This is a genomic window from Pseudoalteromonas sp. MER144-MNA-CIBAN-0113, assembly GCF_040308965.1.
GTDB classification, from domain to species: Bacteria; Pseudomonadota; Gammaproteobacteria; order Enterobacterales; family Alteromonadaceae; genus Pseudoalteromonas; species Pseudoalteromonas tetraodonis.
The window spans coordinates 1-18,099 of record NZ_JBEOOG010000015.1 but is presented as its reverse complement, the minus strand read 5'-3'; the positions used below and the strand labels follow the sequence as shown (position 1 = coordinate 18,099).

14 protein-coding genes are annotated in these 18,099 nt (G+C 41.9%); 7 read left to right on the top strand and 7 right to left on the bottom strand.

What is annotated here, in order from left to right; translation table 11 throughout:
• Window positions 1-47 precede the first annotated feature (47 nt).
• The 4 genes from queG to AAEY57_RS05835 form a co-directional block, all read right to left on the bottom strand.
• Window positions 48-1,181, bottom strand: a complete 1,134-nt coding sequence (gene queG, locus AAEY57_RS05850; protein WP_350606886.1) for a tRNA epoxyqueuosine(34) reductase QueG — start codon at window positions 1,179-1,181, stop codon at window positions 48-50.
• A 70-nt stretch (window positions 1,182-1,251) separates the two neighbouring features.
• Entirely contained in the window at window positions 1,252-2,472 is a 1,221-nt protein-coding gene (locus AAEY57_RS05845; RefSeq protein WP_350606884.1) for a methyl-accepting chemotaxis protein, read from the bottom strand.
• A 58-nt stretch (window positions 2,473-2,530) separates the two neighbouring features.
• A complete protein-coding gene (locus AAEY57_RS05840; RefSeq protein ID WP_350606882.1) occupies window positions 2,531-3,235 on the bottom strand; it encodes a glycerophosphodiester phosphodiesterase in 705 nt (234 codons plus the stop codon).
• On the bottom strand, window positions 3,232-4,098 hold the full coding sequence (locus AAEY57_RS05835) for a DMT family transporter (RefSeq protein ID WP_193050307.1): 867 nt from the start codon (window positions 4,096-4,098) through the stop codon (window positions 3,232-3,234). The genes AAEY57_RS05840 and AAEY57_RS05835 overlap by 4 nt, the downstream gene beginning before the upstream one ends.
• Window positions 4,099-4,321: 223 nt before the next feature.
• On the opposite strand from AAEY57_RS05835, the gene AAEY57_RS05830 reads away from it, so the two are divergent.
• The 3 genes from AAEY57_RS05830 (at window position 4,322) to rlmB (ending at window position 8,464) form a co-directional block, all read left to right on the top strand.
• Complete coding sequence (locus tag AAEY57_RS05830; protein WP_350606879.1) at window positions 4,322-5,056, top strand: enoyl-CoA hydratase/isomerase family protein; 735 nt, start codon at window positions 4,322-4,324, stop codon at window positions 5,054-5,056.
• 208 nt (window positions 5,057-5,264) lie between these two features.
• Window positions 5,265-7,724 carry a ribonuclease R gene (gene rnr, locus AAEY57_RS05825; protein WP_350606876.1) on the top strand — a complete coding sequence of 820 codons (2,460 nt, stop codon included), beginning with the start codon at window positions 5,265-5,267 and terminating at the stop codon, window positions 7,722-7,724.
• A complete protein-coding gene (gene rlmB, locus AAEY57_RS05820) occupies window positions 7,721-8,464 on the top strand; it encodes a 23S rRNA (guanosine(2251)-2'-O)-methyltransferase RlmB (RefSeq protein ID WP_008112440.1) in 744 nt (247 codons plus the stop codon). Before rnr ends, rlmB begins: the two co-directional genes overlap by 4 nt.
• Before the next feature lie 82 nt (window positions 8,465-8,546).
• Here the strand turns inward: rlmB and AAEY57_RS05815 are convergent, their stop codons facing one another.
• Window positions 8,547-10,703 (bottom strand): TonB-dependent receptor family protein, encoded by a 2,157-nt coding sequence (locus tag AAEY57_RS05815; RefSeq protein WP_350606872.1) that lies wholly within the window; start codon window positions 10,701-10,703, stop codon window positions 8,547-8,549.
• Between the two features lie 244 nt (window positions 10,704-10,947).
• Window positions 10,948-11,805, bottom strand: a complete 858-nt coding sequence (locus AAEY57_RS05810) for a LysR family transcriptional regulator (protein ID WP_013464088.1) — start codon at window positions 11,803-11,805, stop codon at window positions 10,948-10,950.
• Window positions 11,806-11,931: 126 nt separating this feature from the next.
• On the opposite strand from AAEY57_RS05810, the gene AAEY57_RS05805 reads away from it, so the two are divergent.
• From AAEY57_RS05805 to gcvP, 4 genes are all read left to right on the top strand, one after another.
• On the top strand, window positions 11,932-12,522 hold the full coding sequence (locus tag AAEY57_RS05805) for a hypothetical protein (protein WP_069440118.1): 591 nt from the start codon (window positions 11,932-11,934) through the stop codon (window positions 12,520-12,522).
• A 136-nt stretch (window positions 12,523-12,658) separates the two neighbouring features.
• Window positions 12,659-13,741 carry a glycine cleavage system aminomethyltransferase GcvT gene (gene gcvT, locus AAEY57_RS05800; RefSeq protein ID WP_013464090.1) on the top strand — a complete coding sequence of 361 codons (1,083 nt, stop codon included), beginning with the start codon at window positions 12,659-12,661 and terminating at the stop codon, window positions 13,739-13,741.
• 76 nt (window positions 13,742-13,817) lie between these two features.
• A complete protein-coding gene (gcvH, locus tag AAEY57_RS05795) occupies window positions 13,818-14,207 on the top strand; it encodes a glycine cleavage system protein GcvH (RefSeq protein ID WP_350606868.1) in 390 nt (129 codons plus the stop codon).
• A 151-nt stretch (window positions 14,208-14,358) separates the two neighbouring features.
• Entirely contained in the window at window positions 14,359-17,250 is a 2,892-nt protein-coding gene (gcvP, locus tag AAEY57_RS05790; protein WP_350606866.1) for an aminomethyl-transferring glycine dehydrogenase, read from the top strand.
• Window positions 17,251-17,437: 187 nt separating this feature from the next.
• Here the strand turns inward: gcvP and tnpC are convergent.
• Window positions 17,438-18,099, bottom strand: a 662-nt coding sequence (tnpC, locus tag AAEY57_RS05785) for an IS66 family transposase (RefSeq protein WP_350606863.1), incomplete at its 5' end; no start/stop codon positions are given.

Here is an 18,099-nt window from a genome sequence, read left to right as displayed (position 1 = left end):
ATTAACTTGTAGCAGTGACTTTATGTCGCGTTTTTTAGGCAATAGGCTTACGCGTCTCTGGGGAGGCCTTTTTCAACAATCCGTATTAGCCGTGCTGTTTTGCGCAGCTTTTGTCTTTGTTTATCATGTTGCTGGGTAAGTGCCCATTCTATGTGCTCATTCACCATGTCACTGACCGTTTTGCGTTTATCTTCAAGTGCATGAATAATCGCTGGGCTAAAATCTGCGTTGCCTAAGCCAACCGCTATATTTCGTAACCAACGCTCATGGCCAATGCGCCGAATAGGGCTGCCCTCGGTATTTGTTAAAAAGGTAGTTTCATCCCAGGAAAATAACGCGAGTAAGTCTTTATTTTTTAATTGTGTACGGGGGTGGAAGTCTTGCTCGTCGGTAATTTGTCCATAGCGATTCCATGGGCACACTAACTGGCAATCATCGCAACCATAAATGCGGTTACCCATTAATGTTCTGTATTGCTCAGGAATAGCACCTTGATGCTCTATAGTTAAATACGAAATGCACTTACGCGCATCAACTACATAAGGTTCTACAATAGCACCAGTGGGGCAAAGGGTTATACAGGCAACACATTTACCACAACCTTCGAACGTGTTTTCATCATCAATAGGCAGTGGTAAATCTACAAATAACTCGCCTAAAAAAAACCAAGAACCAGCCTCTTTATTTATTAATAAAGAATGCTTTCCGCGCCAGCCTAATCCCGCTTTTTCAGCGAGTTGACGCTCAAGCACTGGCGCTGAATCAACAAAAGGCCTAAAGCTATAGTCACCTACCTGTTGTTCAATTTTTTTACCTAACTGTTTGATTCGGTTGCGCATCAACTTATGATAGTCACGGCCAAGGGCATATCGGCTGATATAGGCTTTCTCGTTATTTTTAAGGTTTTTGGCAAAGCCTGAATCTGGCGGCAGGTAATTCATTTTTACTGAAATAACTCGTTGCGTGCCAGGGACTAGCTCGCTAGGGCGGGCGCGTTTCATTCCATGTGTAGCCATGTAATCCATTGAACCATGATACCCTGCATCAAGCCAACGCTGAAGCTGTGCTTCATGCTTAGTTAAATCAATGTCAGTAATGCCCACTTCACTAAAGCCAAGTTGTTGGCCCCATAATTTTATTTGCTGGGCTAGCTGTTCATAGTTTGGTTTTACGTCGCTCACATACTTCACACAGTTAAATGACAAGCCGCGTAATTTAGCATAATCGCGGCTTGGGTAAAACTAGTCAGCCCTAGTCTACAAAACGCTTTAACTGTTGTTGGGTTTGTTGACTTAGTTTTTGTGATTGCTCAGAGTCATGCAATGCGGTGTCTATTTGTTGCTTTGCTTGTTCGCCAAGCGCCACAATTTGTTCAACCGATTCATGCGTTTGATTTTGTGTATCTTCAAGTAAATGAACTGCGTTAGCTATTTGCTGTAATTGCTGCTGATTATGCTCAAATTCATTGAGCATTTTTCCAAAACCTTCTGAGGTATCGTTGATTGCAGCTTGTGCGTTATTAGAGTGACTAATTAACTGCTCTGACTCTTTATTGGTTTCATTAACCAGCTCATTCATTTGGGTAATAAAATCACTAATTTGGCGGGTTGCATCACTTACTTTAACCGATAGGGTGCGAACTTCATCGGCAACCACGGCAAAACCTCGCCCCGCTTCACCAGCGCGTGCCGCTTCTATGGCTGCATTTAGTGCTAATAAGTTAGTTTGATCCGAAAACTCTTCAACCATTTTTAAAATACTGCGAATGTTTTCGCTGTTCTCTTTCAAGCCCGCAATCGTTTTAGAAAAACTACCCAGCATTTCATTAATAAGCCTTACCTGCTCAACTAGTTTTGATAGCTCACCAGCAGAGAGCTTTACAAAATTAAGGTGTTCATTATTGACCTGATGTACGCTATCAGTGTTGCTTACTATAGCCTGCAGGCTTTGGGTAATTTGATTACTGGCATTAATAATGGTGTGGCTTAAATTAATTTGCTGCTCACTCAATTGTTCAGTGTGTTGCATTGATTGCGTTACTTGGCTGTTACTCTGCACACTCTCTTGGGCGCTGGTATAGGTAGTGCTTAATAAACTATTTAAATGGGTAGTAAATTGATTGTATTGCTCACTTAAGTCTCTAAATTCATCAAACGTGAAATGGGGTAATTTGGCTGCTAAATTCGCATCTTGTTGATTAATATTAATGAGCGTATCGCGCATTGCTTTTACCGGGCGCACAATTAAAAAGCGCATATAAAAAATAGTAAAAATAAAGCCTGCAATAATAAGTAGCGCAAGTGCCCAAAATAAGCCAGTGCTTTGTTGGTTTTCGGTTAAACTACTGTGTAACCAAAATAATGTAAGAGCTTGAAATAAAAATACAAAACTTAAATTCCCCACTATTTTTCGGGTTAAAGTAAAAAAAAGAGTTTGTTCTAAAAAATTATAAATACGCATGTAGCTACTCATTAAATAGTGACCTACTAAATTATTGTTTTTATAGCATAAATGGCAATTAAATAATTAGTTATAGTTCATTTAATTGCGCTAAATAATGCTTAGTTCGTTCAGGGTCGTTAGTAAAAATACCATCAACACCACAGGCAAGCATCAGTTTAATATCTTCGACTTCATCTACGGTGTAAGCAAATACTTGTAAACCGCGCATTTTGGCATCGTCTACAAACGGTTTGTTCATAAAGTTTTTGTCAATATGAATGCTAAAGGCCTGTAAGTCTTGTGCAAACTTTGCATACTGCAATGGAATTGATGCAGTAAGTGCGCCAATTTTAAGCCACGGTAAACGGCTCTTTAGCCAGTGTAGTTGATGATGATTAAATGATGAAACTAAAATATTGTCAGCGGTTATTTTTTTGTTCGCAATGTTACTTTCAAGCACGGTTGCAAACTTTTCAAGTTCAAAGGTATGCTTTAGCTCTAAATTGAGTAAGGTTTGGTTATTATTCCAGTCTATTAATTGCTGCAAAGTAGGGACTTGTTCGCCATTTCCTGCATCAAACTGTTTAATTTGCTGGGCACTAAAGTCGCACACTTTGCCTTTGCCATTAGTGGTTCTATCGAGGTAGGTATCATGAATAATAACGTAATCATCAAGCGCGCTTTGTACATCAACCTCAATGCCATCTACATTCGCTTTTAACGCCGCTATAATGGCGCTTTGCGTATTTTCGGGGAAGTGTGTGCTTGCGCCTCTATGTGCAAATATTTTCATGGCTGCTTTTTCCGTGAAATTGACCAAGTTTCAAAGCACGCAGCACTAACAATCAGTGCGCCACCAATCAGGGTCATCACTGAGGGGCGTTCGTGCAGAATAATTATAGCCAGTATTGTGCCATAAAGGGGCTGTAAGCAAGAAATCAATCCAGCGGTTGCTGCTGATAAATGTTTTAAACTCGCTGCAAATAACGAATGCGGCATCGCAGTAAACACCACACCGGCAATAAGCAGCAATATTAAATCAGTATCATTAATTTCTGTTATGGGCACTTCAATAAAAGCACACAGCATCAGGCTTGCCACTAAGGTTTGGTAAAACATGGTTTGCGGTCCACCATACTCGCTAAAGTAGCGTTTATGGGTAATATTACGAATAGCAAAAAACAATGCTGATACCACCCCCGTCACAACGCCTAAAGTGATGTCATCGCCTAAATTAACGTTAGGGATCAATAAATAAATGCCAATAATCACCACTATAGCGCTTATTATATCTTTTGCTTTGGGCTTACTTTTATTAAATAGGGGTTCTAAAAATACCGTGATCACGGGATAGGTAAAAAAGGCTAACATGCCCACGGTAATTCCCGCCAATTGCATGCCTGCAAAGTAGGTTACCCAGTGAATACCTACGGCAACGCCTAATAAAATGGCAATCACATAATCTTTGGCGTGATGCAGCTTAATTGGTTTTTTTTGCAAAGTCAGTAGCACACAAATTGCCATCCCAGCGATAGCCGCGCGATAAGCGGTAATATCTAATGCATTCAAACCAATTAGCTTTGCGAATAAGGCGGTGCCGCCAAATAAAAGGACGGCAATGTGTAAGTAAATTAAGCTTTGTTGTTGGGACTGCACGAGATTTCCTTGTCACTTTTTTTGGCTATATTAGCATTGCTTTTACACTCAGAAGATGAAATTTTTAAAAGGCTTAATAATTAACATGCAATTATTTAGGGGATTAATTTTTTAAGTGTAATAGCGATTGTAAAATCAAAACTACGCGTTACTATTCTATTTATAATTATAAAAGTAATAAAAAGTGCTAAAAGCGCAGCTAAATGCACTAAAAGAGGCTCGAATGACCGCATTAATAGAAATTACCACGCAAGGAAGCACGGCTATCCTTACTATGAATACAGCAGAAAACCGCCATAATCCAACCTTTATAAACGAGTTTAATCAACACCTAGATACGATTGAGGCTAACGAGCATATTAAAGCGGTGTTGCTAACCTCAAGTAGCGATAAAAGCTGGTCATTGGGAATTGATTTACAGTGGATGGCAAGTTCAGATAACACGCCTGCAGTTATTGCCGATTTTATGAATTCGATAGGGCAGTTATTTAAACGTATAGTGACGTTTCCTATGCCTATCATTGCTGCATTAAACGGTCACACTTATGGTAATGGCTCGGTGTTGGCATGTGCCTGTGATTTTCGGTTTATGAAATCTGACAAAGGCTTCTTTTGTTTCCCCGAAGTTGATGTACTGGTACCGTTTGTACCGTCTATGTTTCCGATTATTAATAAAGCGATTAATCCGCAATTTTTTAACCGCTTAGCTATGACTGGCGAGCGTGTTGATGCGCATAAACTGCTACAACAAAATGTGGTAGAAGCGATTTTTGCTGATGAGCAAGCCTTGCAAGCGGGTGTGTTAGAGTTTGCGCAAAGCTTTAATAAAAATCGTTGGATATACGCTCAAAACAAAACCCAAATGAACAAACCAATACTCGATGTTATGGCTGCACAAGACTCGGCTTTTATTGAAAACATCAGCACGCTATTGTGGAAGAAACTACAGCAAAAGTAAGCTGTTTTTATAAAAGTGAGTAAGCATAACTACAGTTAATTTACTCACTTTCATGTGCATTAATTAAGTAGGTGTTAAGTGTTATTTAGCTACATTGCTACAAAATGCAAAAGCTAATAACGCTTTATTAAAAGTTTAATGGCTTTTACCTGTCTCATTTCGAGTATATGAGTTAAAATGCTTACATAACCAACTAACAAGATAGTGAATGTCAAACCAAGATCCAAATCTCAGTCGAGAACAAGAAAAGTACGAAAACCCAGTCCCTAGTCGTGAGTTTATACTTACTCACCTTCAAGAGCGTTCAAAACCTGCTAATTACACGCAACTATGCGAAGAACTCGCGGTCAACGATGAAGAACGACAAATAGCATTTAAGCGCCGACTTCGCGCCATGGAGCGCGACGGGCAATTGTATTTTAATAAATTTAAATGTTATGCCCTGATTGACGAAGCCGGTTTAACCAAAGGCAAAGTTGTCGGTCACAGAGACGGTTTTGGCTTTTTAGAAGTTGAAGGCGAGAGCAAAGACTGGTTTATTGCCAAGCATCAAATGAATATGGTGCTACACGGTGACATCGTTCTTGCGAAAGGCACTAAACGTGGTTCAGGCTCAAAATGCGATGCCCGTATTATTAAAGTGCTTACTAATGAGCGGGCGCCTATTGTTGGCCGCTATTTTGTTGAGCATGGTATTGCTGTTGTTGTAGCTGAAGATCCGCGCATTACCCAAGATATTATTATTTTACCGGGTAACGAAAAAGGCGCACGCCACAACCAAATGGTGCAAGTGCAAATAACTCAAAATCCAAGCCGCAATATGAATGCGGTAGGTAAAGTGATTGATGTACTGGGCGAGCATTTAGCGCCGGGTATGGAAATTAAAGTTGCGCTGCGTAATCACGATATTCCGCATGTGTGGCCAGAAGAGGTTGAACAGCAAGTTGCCCACTTAGGTGAATTTGTTGAAGAAGCCGATAAGCAAGGCCGTGTTGATTTACGCGGCTTACCGCTTGTGACCATAGATGGCGAAGACGCTCGCGACTTTGATGACGCTGTTTATTGTGAGCCTAAAAAATCAGGTGGCTGGCGTTTATGGGTAGCCATTGCCGATGTATCCCATTATGTAGGTATGAACACGCCGCTTAATAAAGAAGCGATAGAGCGCGGTAACTCAGTGTATTTCCCTGAGCAAGTTATTCCAATGCTGCCAAAAGTATTGTCTAACGGTTTGTGCTCGCTTAACCCTGAGGTTGATCGCTTGTGTATGGTTGCAGAAATGACCGTATCGCAAGAGGGTAAGCTGTCGGGCTATAAGTTTTACGAAGCACTAATGAATTCGCATGCTCGTTTAACCTACACCAAAGTAAATGCCATTTTACAAAATGACGAAAAGCTCCGTAAAGAATACGCAGCTGTAGTGCCACATTTAACTGACTTACAGCAAATGTACATGGCATTAAAAGCAGCACGCCAAGAGCGTGGTGCAATTGAATTTGAAACACTCGAAACCCGTTTTGTATTTAACGCACAGCGTAAAATAGAATCTATTGTGCCAGTTATTCGTAACGATGCGCACAAGCTGATTGAAGAATGTATGATTTTAGCCAATGTATCGGCGGCTAAATTACTTGAGAAACACGAAGCAAGTGCGTTATTTAGGGTGCATGATGAACCTGATAGCGAAAAACTGGGTAACTTTACTCAGTTTTTAACTGAGTTGGGTATTGAGAGCACGCTAAGCGATGAACCTACCCCGAAAGAAATCACTCATGTGTTGGCTCGCTTAGGGGACCGTCCTGAAGCTGAGCTTATTCAAACTATGCTACTGCGCTCAATGAAGCAAGCGGTATATCAGCCAGATAACATAGGTCACTTTGGTTTAGCATTATCGGCCTACGCACACTTTACCTCGCCAATTCGCCGTTACCCAGATTTAGTGGTACACCGTGCAATTAAAGCGGTATTAAAAGCGCAAGGTCAACAAACCTCAGGTGAATACGCTTACAGCGATGATGAAGTCGATCAACTTGGTGAGCAGTGTTCTACCACTGAGCGCCGTGCAGACGATGCCACCCGTGAAGTAGCTGATTGGCTAAAATGTGAATACATGCAAGATCATGTAGGCACGGAGTTTAACGGGGTTATTTCATCGGTTACTAATTTTGGTTTATTTATTCGTTTAGATGATTTGCAAATTGATGGATTAATTCATGTTACCAATTTAGGTGATGAATACTTCCAACATGATGCGGCTAAACATTGCTTGGTGGGTGAACACACACATACGGTTTATCGTTTAGGCGATAAAGTAACTGTACAAGTTGCCTCGGTAAGCTTAGATGATCGCCGAATTAACTTAACGCTTAAAGGCGATGTGGCTCAAGATCGTTATGCGCGTCGTCGTGCGCCAAAAAAGAATGCCCCAGCAAGCGTTCGCTCGCAACTTAAAGCCGGTAAAATACCGGGTAAAAAGTCAGCAAGCGACAGTAAAAAACCAAAAGGTGGAAAAAAGCCTGCAAGTAAAACTAAAGCAGCGGGTAAATCTAAAGTAACAGCGGATGACACCACCGCGAAGAAAAAAACCAAAAAGAAAGCGGTCAAAAAGCCTAAAAGACCAGGTAAAAATGCCCGTAAACGTAGTAGCCCAGGAGCAAACAATTCGTGAGTAATGAATTAATTTTTGGCTTTCACTCTGTTGAAGCAATTTTAGCAAAAGAGCCAGAGCGCTTTATAGAAATATACGCCCTTAAGGGACGTGATGATAAGCGTCTATCGCCTGTGATTGAGCAAGCGCGTCAGTTTGGTATTTCAGTACAGTTTATGCAACGAAAAGCGCTTGATAACAAAGCGAAAGATGAACAGCATCAAGGTATTATCGCCAACGTAAAAGCGGCGCGAGTGTTTAATGAGAAAGATCTCGATGAGATCATTGAACGTGAAGACACGCCATTTTTACTGGTACTTGATGGCATTACCGATCCGCATAATTTAGGTGCTTGCTTACGTAGCGCCGATGCAGCGGGTGTGCATGCGGTGATAGTTCCTAAAGACAAGTCAGCAAAGCTTAATGGCACAGCACGTAAAGTGGCCTGTGGTGCAGCAGAAACGGTACCGCTTATTCAGGTAACTAACCTTGCACGTACATTACGTGAAATAAAAGACGCGGGCGTTTGGGTTGTAGGTACTGCCGGTGAAACCGACACACATGTATTTGATGCCAGCTTAACAGGCCCAATGGCGATTGTGATGGGTGCTGAAGGTGAGGGCATGCGCCGCTTAACGCGTGAGCATTGTGATGTGCTCGTTAAAATCCCAATGGCAGGCACGGTTTCAAGTTTAAATGTATCGGTAGCAACCGGCATTTGCTTATTTGAAGTGTTACGCCAGCGCGCAGAAACAAATTAAGCCTATTAATTACATAGGCATTAAAAAGCCGAGATTGATTACATCAATCTCGGCTTTTTTGTACTTTTAAGTTAGCGCTTTATTAAAAGCTGTAAGAGTAACCCATTTGTACTGAGCGTGGCTTACCAGGTTGAATACCGCCATTTGCGCGGTTAGCAATGTAGGTTTTATCAAACAGGTTATCAACGCTTAGGTATACTTTTTGATTTTCATCAATTAAGTACTTAGCAGCTAAATCCCATACAACACGGCTATCAATCGCATTTAAGCCTGAGTCAGAAAGGTCAGCATGTGCATCCGATACGTAACGTATTTGGCTATTAACAACAAAGTTATTCACTTCGGCACCAAATGATAAAGCAACTTGGTTTTCTGGTACGTAAGGCATTGCATCGCCTTTTTCTACAGAGCCCCAAATTTCTGAATCAAATGTGTTTTTAAACTCTGAATCAGTGTAGGTGTAAGTCAGTTTAACTGGGAACGCAACCGATGCAGTATTAAACGTACGACCAGCGCTAAATTCAAAGCCTGATACTTCTACTTCACCGTAGTTGTATTGGTCGCCAATGTTGTCATCGCTACAACCTACCGCAGCAGTACAGTTACCATGCATATTGTCGTAATCTGAGAAGAACGCAATCACTTCACCGTTAAAGCCGCTTGCATTAAAACGAGAACCAAATTCAATATTGACGCTTTCTTCTTCGTCTTGGTCGGCATTACCCGGTGCTGCAGGGGCGTAACCTTTTTGAATACCGGCAAGTAACGTCACGTTGTCGTTAAGTGTGTAAGTAGCACCTAAAGACGGTACTAAAATTTCAGTATCGTTAGAGATATCTTTTGTTAAGCCTAGGCTACGGGTTGGATCTGACTTAGCCCACTCTTCACGGGTAATAGTAATGTCTTCATAACGCAGACCTGCACTCACTACTAATGCATCCATTGTCCATTCGTCTTGAATAAATAGGGTGCTTGCTTTTGCGCTGTCTAAGCGATTGCTATTAGAGCCAGGTGCGCCTTGCGAAGTAAGAGTCATGCTTAAATCTTGATTAAGCGTATATTTGTCTTCCCACTGGAAACGATCCATTTCATCTTCGTGGTAACGTACGCCAACCGTAATGTAGTGATCGCCCGCTGGAATGTGTAATTCAGACTGCACGCCTTTGGCTTGGTAGTCGCGGTTATTGGCTTTAACACCTATGTTTTCGATGCCTTCAGCCGTTGGGTTTGCTTCAAATTCACTGTATTGCTCAAGGTAGCTTTCGCTTACTTTACTGGCTTTGTACCAGTTACGGTGGAAGTCATTTAGATAAGCGGTTGCTAAAAATTCGTAACCTTCACCAAAGCGATATGCATAGTTTACTTGGTATGCATTGTGACGAGTGTTCATCTCATCGTTTTGCGATGCCGCATAACGACGGTTAGGATTTTCTTGGTAATCGGCGTTAGTTAAGCCCATGTACGTTTCGTCTGATGTTTCTTCAGAGTACTTAGCTTTAAACTCAATGTTGTGGGCATCGTTTTCACCAAAGGTATGGCCAAACTTTACCAGTACGTCATTTTTTTCAAAACCAGTGTTGTCATCGCCTACTGGTAATTCTTTAAAACCATCAGCGCCGTAAGAAAACACTTCAATTAAGCCCGCTGTGTTATTTTTTTCTTTAGCGAAGTAAGCGTGACCTTTATAGTAACCATCGCTACCAAGTGCTGCATCTAGCATGCCTGTTGAGCTATTTGGCTCAGTTGGCAGGCTGCGAGAAAGTAAATTTAATACACCACCGGTAGTGCGCGGGCCATATTTAACTGAGGCAGCACCTTTTAATACTTCAATAGACTCCATACGACCCATAGTTGGGAAGTAATAAGCCGATGGTGCAGAATAAGGAGCCGGTGCAACGAGTACGCCGTCTTCCATTACTGAAATTTTATCGTTACGGCCAGTGCCTGTACCACGCATACCAATGTTAGGACGCAGACCATAGCCATCTTCTTCTTGAACGTATACACCTGGTACTGATGCTAATACGCGAGAAATATCGGTAAATTCGAATTTTTGCAATTCTTCATCAGAGATAAATGTAGCCGATCCTGGAATATCGTTAATTGCTGCTTGTGAGCCAATAACGGTAATTTGTTCAAAGTTGCGTTCAACGCCGCCGGCATCTTTTGCCATTGCTGTAGCACTTAAAGACAGCGCAACAGCTGCAGTTAACGAGGAAACTAAAAATTTATGTGACATTGATTACCCTAAAAATAGTTCAACTACTGAAATTGGCGTAATTTAAACATGTTAACGAATGAGAATCAATATTATTAAGTTTTACTATCATTTACATTTGTCGTAAAAATAGGCTGTTTTTATAACATTTTTAACTAGGTGTTTATTTTTGTTTTATAAAAACAGGGATAATGTATTGGCTGGTGGCGGTTAATTTAACCTGAACGCTGCTTGAGATAGATTTATTATTCAGAGTTCAAGTTATTTAAGCAGTGGGGTAACCTAAGCGCAGCTTAATAAACTCAGCGAGTTTAAACACGGCGTTTTCAGGTTCGCGGGCAGTTTTAACTAAACTAATGCCAATGCTACCGAGCGCAGGTAAATTTTTAGTGTGTAATTGATAGGTTAAATCGTTCGGCACCGTACTTCTTGCCAATACAGTAATTCCTAAACCTTCTTTTAATGCCGCAATTAAACCGGTTAAATCGGCGTTGCTGTAAACAATACGGTATTTAATGCCTGCTTTTTCAAGCGCTTGGGTTGCTCTGCGGCGATAAATACAGCCTTCAGGTGCTGTTACTAAGGTAACGGTTTCATTTTGCGCCAGTGAAAGATCGCCAACCCACACTAATTGGTCTTGAATAAAAATAGGGAATTTTTCTGAGTCAAGCTGCTCATTTAGGGCCAGTACTAAATCAAATTGATCTTGGCGCTCATCCGAAAGTAAGTGTTTACTCAAACGTGACTTCACTTCTAACGATACATCAGGGTAGAGCGCCACAAAGTCGCCAATAATAGAAGGTAAAATACGTGCTGCAAATTCGCTAGGGATCCCCAGGCGCACTTTACCAGTGACACTTTCTGAGGTGAATAACTGTAAAATGGCATCGTTATGTTGCACCATTTGTTTTGCCATAGGCAGTAACAGTTCACCATATTGATTAAGTACTTGGCGTTGCCCCTGCTTTTTAAATAATTTATAGCCGAGTAAGTCTTCTAAACGTTTTACTTGTAAGCTCACTGCTGGTTGCGAAAGGCCAAGTAAATCGCCAGCTTTGGCAAATCCACCAACCTCAACCACCATAACAAAAGTTCGTAAACTGTCGGTTGAAATGTTTTTCATATTTAAAATTACTATTTATATGGCTATATATATAAGTATTATTTATCAATTGATAAGTAATTACAATTTGTTGTTGTAAGCCTTGCGCAATATACTTTTGCTATTAAAGATAGATAGGTATTTGTTATGACTTTTAACCCGATAATGTTTGCCCGCCATAGCAACGCTAACAGCGCGGTTATTAATGCCTTACAAGCTAATAACAGCCACGTTGTTATTGATTTTAGCGGCAGTGAAGCATCGGTATTTTTAAGTGCTATTTTAGGTCATGACCTCACCAAACTAACCGCCAGTGGCTTTGGCTTTAAAGGCACATTGGATGGCGATTTAAATTCTGATTTTAGCTACGCCGTTTACTACTTTAGCGAAACCGCCTTTCGATTTGTACTCCCAGTAAATGCCAGCTTGCAATTACAAGCACTCATTAACGAGCAACAGCTTAGGTACGATATCGACTTTGTGGTACGCACCGATTTAGCAACCTTTACCTTAACCGGTAGCAACGCCTTTGATACCTTAGTTGATGCGTTTAAATTAACCCCTGGCTTACGCCTTGCTGATGCGCAGCTTTGCTATGGCGCGCAAAGTGGCGAAGTGTTTGTTACCGCGGTAGATAAAAACAACGAGCAGCAGTTTATAGTGATTGCTAAAACGCCTACGCTTGATAAGTGGCAACAGTATATGCAGCAACAAGGCTTTAGTGTTACTAACACCTAAGCTGTTTAATTCGTTAAACATATTTTTGTTAAAGATTACAATTTGGTAGGCGTATTAATGGCTACCATGTTATTCCCCCTCATTCAATTGAGGCCACGCCCACACACATGGGTTAATTTAAAAGTGAAGGAATATTATGACTTCTAAAACAGTATTACATGCAAAGCACCTTGAAGCCGGCGCAAAAATGGTTGATTTTCATGGCTGGGAAATGCCAATTAACTACGGTTCACAAATAGAAGAACACAACGCCGTACGTAACGATGCGGGCATGTTCGACGTATCGCACATGACCATTGTTGATATACAAGGCGAGCAAGCACAAGCATTTTTACGCAAGCTTGTGGCTAACGACGTTGCTAAATTAACAGTACCTGGTAAAGCGCTCTACACCGGCATGCTTAACGAGCAAGGTGGTGTAATTGACGACTTAATTATTTACTACTTTAGCGAAACATTTTATCGCTTAGTGGTTAACTCAGCGACCCGTGAAAAAGATTTAGCACATTTAGCTAAGGTATCGAGCGATTTTGCAGTAACGGTTACTGAGCGCCCAGAATTCGCCATGATTGCGGTTCAAGGCCCTAATGCACGCGCTAAAACTGCCCAGGTTTTAAACGCAGACCAGCAAGCTGCAGTAGAAGGCATGAAGCCATTTTTTGGTGTTCAAGCCGGTGATTTATTTATTGCTACAACAGGTTATACTGGCGAAGACGGTTACGAAATTGTAGTACCAAACGAGCAAGCCGCCGATTTATGGCAGCAATTGCTTGATGCCGGTGTGGCGCCAGCGGGCTTAGGTGCGCGCGACACACTGCGTCTAGAAGCAGGTATGAACCTTTACGGCCTAGATATGGACGAAAGCGTATCACCACTGGCAGCTAACATGGCATGGACTATTGCATGGGAGCCAGAAGATCGTGACTTTATTGGTCGTGATGTTTTGGTAAAACAACGTGCAGAAAAAAGTACTCACAAGCAAGTAGGTCTTATTCTTGAAGAAAAAGGCGTACTACGCAGTGGTTCTAAAGTAATTGTTGATGGTGGCGAAGGTGTTATTACATCTGGCACATTCTCACCAACATTGGGCTATAGTGTTGCATTAGCACGTGTACCACGTTCAACTGGCGACACAGCTCAAGTAGAAATGCGTAAAAAATTAGTTAACGTAAAAGTAGTTAAGTCGGGCTTTGTACGTAACGGTAAATCAATAATCTAAATAATTTGGTTATACCAATAAATAAGTTAGCCTTATTCATTGGTATTCTCCCAATCTAAACCAAAGGATGAAAAAAATGAGCAATATCCCTAGCGAGTTAAAATACGCACCTTCACACGAGTGGGTTCGTAACGAAGGCGACGGCACTTACACTGTTGGTATTTCTGAGCATGCGCAAGAGCTGCTTGGCGACATGGTATTTGTTGAATTACCAGAAGTAGGCGACGAAGTAGATGCTGGCGAAGACTGTGCAGTAGCAGAGTCAGTAAAAGCGGCATCAGACATTTACGCACCAATTAGCGGTGAAGTTGTTGCTATTAACGAAGAGCTAGAAGATTCTCCAGAAACAGTAAATAACGACGCTTACGGCGACGGTTGGTTATTCCGTATTAAAGCGTCAGAAGAGTCTGAGTTAGATAACTTATTAGACGCTGAAGGTTACGCGCATACAATTGACGAAGACTAATCGTTAATTAATAAAAGCCCCTCTATGTTAAAACATTGGGGCTTTTATGATTTTACAGCTTATTACCATACTCATTAAGTTGCCAAATCATCACATATTTTAATCAATACTAGTTACCCATTAGTATTTAGGATCATAGGAATCTGGACACATGTCAAACGCCAAATCTCTTGAACAATTAGAGCAAAAGCAAGATTTTATTCGCCGCCATATTGGGCCAAGCCCAGCGCAAGTAAACGACATGCTTAGCGCTCTTGAAGTATCGAGCGTTGAAGAGCTGATCGGTCAAACTGTACCTGCTGGTATTCGTCTTGAGCAAGGTCTTAATATCGGCGAAAGCCGCACCGAAGTTGAAACACTAAGCTACTTAAAATCAGTAGCAAGCAAAAATAAAGTTTTCAAATCGTATATTGGCCAAGGCTACCACCCAACTCACGTACCGCACGTAATTTTACGTAACGTACTTGAAAACCCGGGTTGGTACACAGCGTACACACCGTATCAGCCAGAGATTGCACAAGGGCGTTTAGAGTCACTATTAAATTTCCAGACTATGACCCTAGATATTACCGGCCTAGATTTAGCAAGTGCCTCACTGCTTGACGAATCAACCGCTGCAGCCGAGGCTATGGGCCTTGCAAAACGTGTATCTAAAGCTAAAAAAGCCAATGCGTTCTTTATTGCCGACGACGTACACACGCAAACCATTGACGTAGTGAGCACCCGTGCAGAGCAATTTGGTTTTGAAATTATTGTAGGTAAAGCAGCCGATGCTGTGAACCACGATATTTTTGGTGCGTTATTCCAATACCCGTCAACATCAGGCGAAATTGTTGACATAACAGACCTAATAGCTGGCGTACAAAGCAAAAAAGCGATTGCCTGTGTAGCAGCCGATATCATGAGCTTATTACTATTAAAAGCACCAGGTAAATTAGGCGCCGACGTAGTACTGGGTTCAGCACAACGTTTTGGTGTACCTATGGGTTACGGCGGTCCTCATGCAGCATTTTTTGCAACACGTGATGCGTACAAACGTTCATTACCGGGTCGTATTATTGGTGTATCAAAAGACCGTTTAGGTAACGATGCATTACGTATGGCAATGCAAACCCGCGAGCAACATATTCGCCGCGACAAAGCCAATTCAAACATTTGTACTGCGCAAGTATTACTAGCGAACATGGCTGCGTTTTACGCGGTATACCATGGCCCGCAAGGCTTAAAAACCATTGCACAACGCATTCACCGTTTTGCTGATATTTTAGCAACTGGCTTAAAAGCAAAAGGTGTGGCACTTAAGCACACTACCTGGTTTGACACATTAACAGTGGTTGATGAAAACAAAGCCGACGTGATTGCCCGTGCTGTAGCTAAAGGTGTTAACTTTGCTGCTAACCATGCGGGCGAGTACTCAATTTCAGTATCAGAAACCACAACACGTGCAGACATTGCCGAGTTATTTGATATTATTTTAGGCGAAGGCCACGGCCTAAGCGTAGATGCAATTGCCGCGGATGTTGAAGCAAATGGCAGTGACTCTATTCCTACAAGCCTAGTGCGTGATGATGAAATTCTAACGCATCCAAACTTTAACAGTTACCACAGCGAAACAGACATGCTTCGTTATATTAAGCGCCTTGAAAACAAAGATTTAGCGCTTAATCATTCTATGATCTCGTTAGGCTCATGTACCATGAAACTAAACGCGACCGCTGAAATGATCCCAATTACATGGCCTGAATTTGCAAACCTTCACCCATTCTGCCCGCTAGACCAAGCAGAAGGTTACCAAGTAATGATTAACGAACTACACGATTGGCTAGTTAACATTACCGGTTACGACGCGGTTTCACTGCAACCAAATTCAGGTGCACAAGGTGAATACGCAGGCCTAATCGCCATTCGTAAATACCACGAGTCACGAGGGGATGCGCACCGTAATGTATGTTTAATTCCAAGTTCTGCGCACGGTACTAACCCAGCGTCGGCACAAATGGCGAGCATGAAAATTGTAGTTGTTAACTGTGATAAACACGGCAACATCGACATGGAAGACTTAAAAACCAAAGCCGCTGAGGTGTCTGAAAACCTATCATGTGCCATGGTAACGTACCCATCTACACACGGTGTATACGAAGAAACTATTCGTGAGTTGTGTGAAATTGTTCACCAGCATGGTGGCCAAGTTTACATGGATGGCGCAAACATGAACGCACAAGTAGGTGTGACTAGCCCAGGCTTTATTGGCTCAGACGTGTCGCATTTAAACCTACACAAAACCTTCTGTATTCCACACGGTGGCGGTGGCCCAGGTGTTGGCCCAATTGGTGTTAAATCGCACCTTGCGCCATTTATGCCAAACCACAGCGTAATTAACGTACCGGGTACTAACGTAGGTAACGGCGCAGTATCGGCAGCGCCTTACGGCTCTGCAGCTATTTTACCTATTTCATGGGCTTACATTGCCATGATGGGCTCTGAAGGTTTAAAACAAGCGACAGAAATGGCGATTGTAAATGCTAACTACTTAAGCAATGAGCTTAGCAAGCACTTCCCAATTTTATACCGTGGCCGTAACAATCGCGTTGCCCACGAATGTATTATTGACCTACGCCCATTAAAAGAAGCCTCAGGCATTACTGAAATGGACGTTGCTAAGCGCTTACAAGATTACGGTTTCCACTCACCAACGATGTCGTTCCCAGTAGCGGGCACATTAATGATTGAACCAACAGAATCTGAGTCTAAGGGCGAGATTGACCGCTTTATCGAAGCGATGGTATCGATTAAAGGTGAAATTGATAAAATCATTTCAGGTGAATGGTCTATCGAAAACAACCCGCTGGTATTTTCACCGCACACGCAAGCCGATGTGCTAGGTAATGAATGGGATCGTGCGTATGATCGTTTTTACGCTGCATTCCCAGTACCAGCAGTAGCTAAAGACAAGTTCTGGCCAACGGTTACACGTATCGATGACGTATACGGCGACCGTAATTTAGTATGTGCATGTCCTCCGATTGAGACATACCGCGACTAATTTTCGAACTGTCGATGCTTAATTAAGTTTGTGAACGTTTTAATAAAGTTTGTGACTTAGAATTAAGTTTGTGACACATCGAGAATTGAAAAGGTGAGCTGAGTGCTCACCTTTTTTTATTTTGACTGATACAAAGTTGATCTTTACGCTAATGTAAGTTAGTTCGTAAGCGTCCGGCAATCCACACCTAGCTTTTGATATTCCAAGGCAGTAAATCATCGATTTGGCAACCCGGTTTGCAGATTTGGGTTAAACAATAGCTAATATAATCGTAAGGTATTAGTCCGTTGGCCTTTGCCGTTTCCACTATGCTGTAGAGCATTGCACTGGCGTTGGCCCCATTAGCTGTTTGGCTAAACAGCCAATTTTTGCGGCCAATGACAAAGGGTTTAATCGCCCGCTCAGCGCGATTATTGTCGATAGACAAATGACCATCTTCAACATATTGAACCAACTTATCCCATTGATTCAGGCTGTAGTTGAGCGCTTCCCCTAATTTGGATTTAGGTAAGGTATTGAGCAAAGATTTTTCCAACCAAGCTTTATATTGGTTAAGTAATGGCTCCGACTCTTTTTTCCGGATGGCTTGTTTTTCAGGCGCTGTTTTATCTTTGATTCTGGTTTCAATTCGATACAGTTTTTGAATATGATTCAACGCCCAATTTGCTTTGCCCGTTTTTCCTTTGGGTTGCGCTTTTTCAGCTTCATCAAACTTACGCCGTGCATGTGCCCAGCAGCCAGCAAGCTTAGCTTTAGTTTGGTCATACCCTTGGTAACCATCCACTTGAAGGTAACCTGTATAATTAAGTAAAAAATTCGCAGGATAACAACCCGAACGACCCGGCTGAT

Bases quoted from the DNA above. Each gene is read 5' to 3' on its own strand.
- AAEY57_RS05845 (WP_350606884.1), bottom strand. From the start codon at position 2,472: ATGAGTAGCTACATGCGTATTTATAATTTTTTAGAACAAACTCTTTTT.
- AAEY57_RS05840 (WP_350606882.1), bottom strand. From the start codon at position 3,235: ATGAAAATATTTGCACATAGAGGCGCAAGCACACACTTCCCCGAAAAT.
- AAEY57_RS05830 (WP_350606879.1), top strand. From the start codon at position 4,322: ATGACCGCATTAATAGAAATTACCACGCAAGGAAGCACGGCTATCCTT.
- rnr (WP_350606876.1), top strand. From the start codon at position 5,265: ATGTCAAACCAAGATCCAAATCTCAGTCGAGAACAAGAAAAGTACGAA.
- AAEY57_RS05815 (WP_350606872.1), bottom strand. From the start codon at position 10,703: ATGTCACATAAATTTTTAGTTTCCTCGTTAACTGCAGCTGTTGCGCTG.
- AAEY57_RS05810 (WP_013464088.1), bottom strand. From the start codon at position 11,805: ATGAAAAACATTTCAACCGACAGTTTACGAACTTTTGTTATGGTGGTT.
- AAEY57_RS05805 (WP_069440118.1), top strand. From the start codon at position 11,932: ATGACTTTTAACCCGATAATGTTTGCCCGCCATAGCAACGCTAACAGC.
- gcvT (WP_013464090.1), top strand. From the start codon at position 12,659: ATGACTTCTAAAACAGTATTACATGCAAAGCACCTTGAAGCCGGCGCA.
- gcvH (WP_350606868.1), top strand. From the start codon at position 13,818: ATGAGCAATATCCCTAGCGAGTTAAAATACGCACCTTCACACGAGTGG.
- gcvP (WP_350606866.1), top strand. From the start codon at position 14,359: ATGTCAAACGCCAAATCTCTTGAACAATTAGAGCAAAAGCAAGATTTT.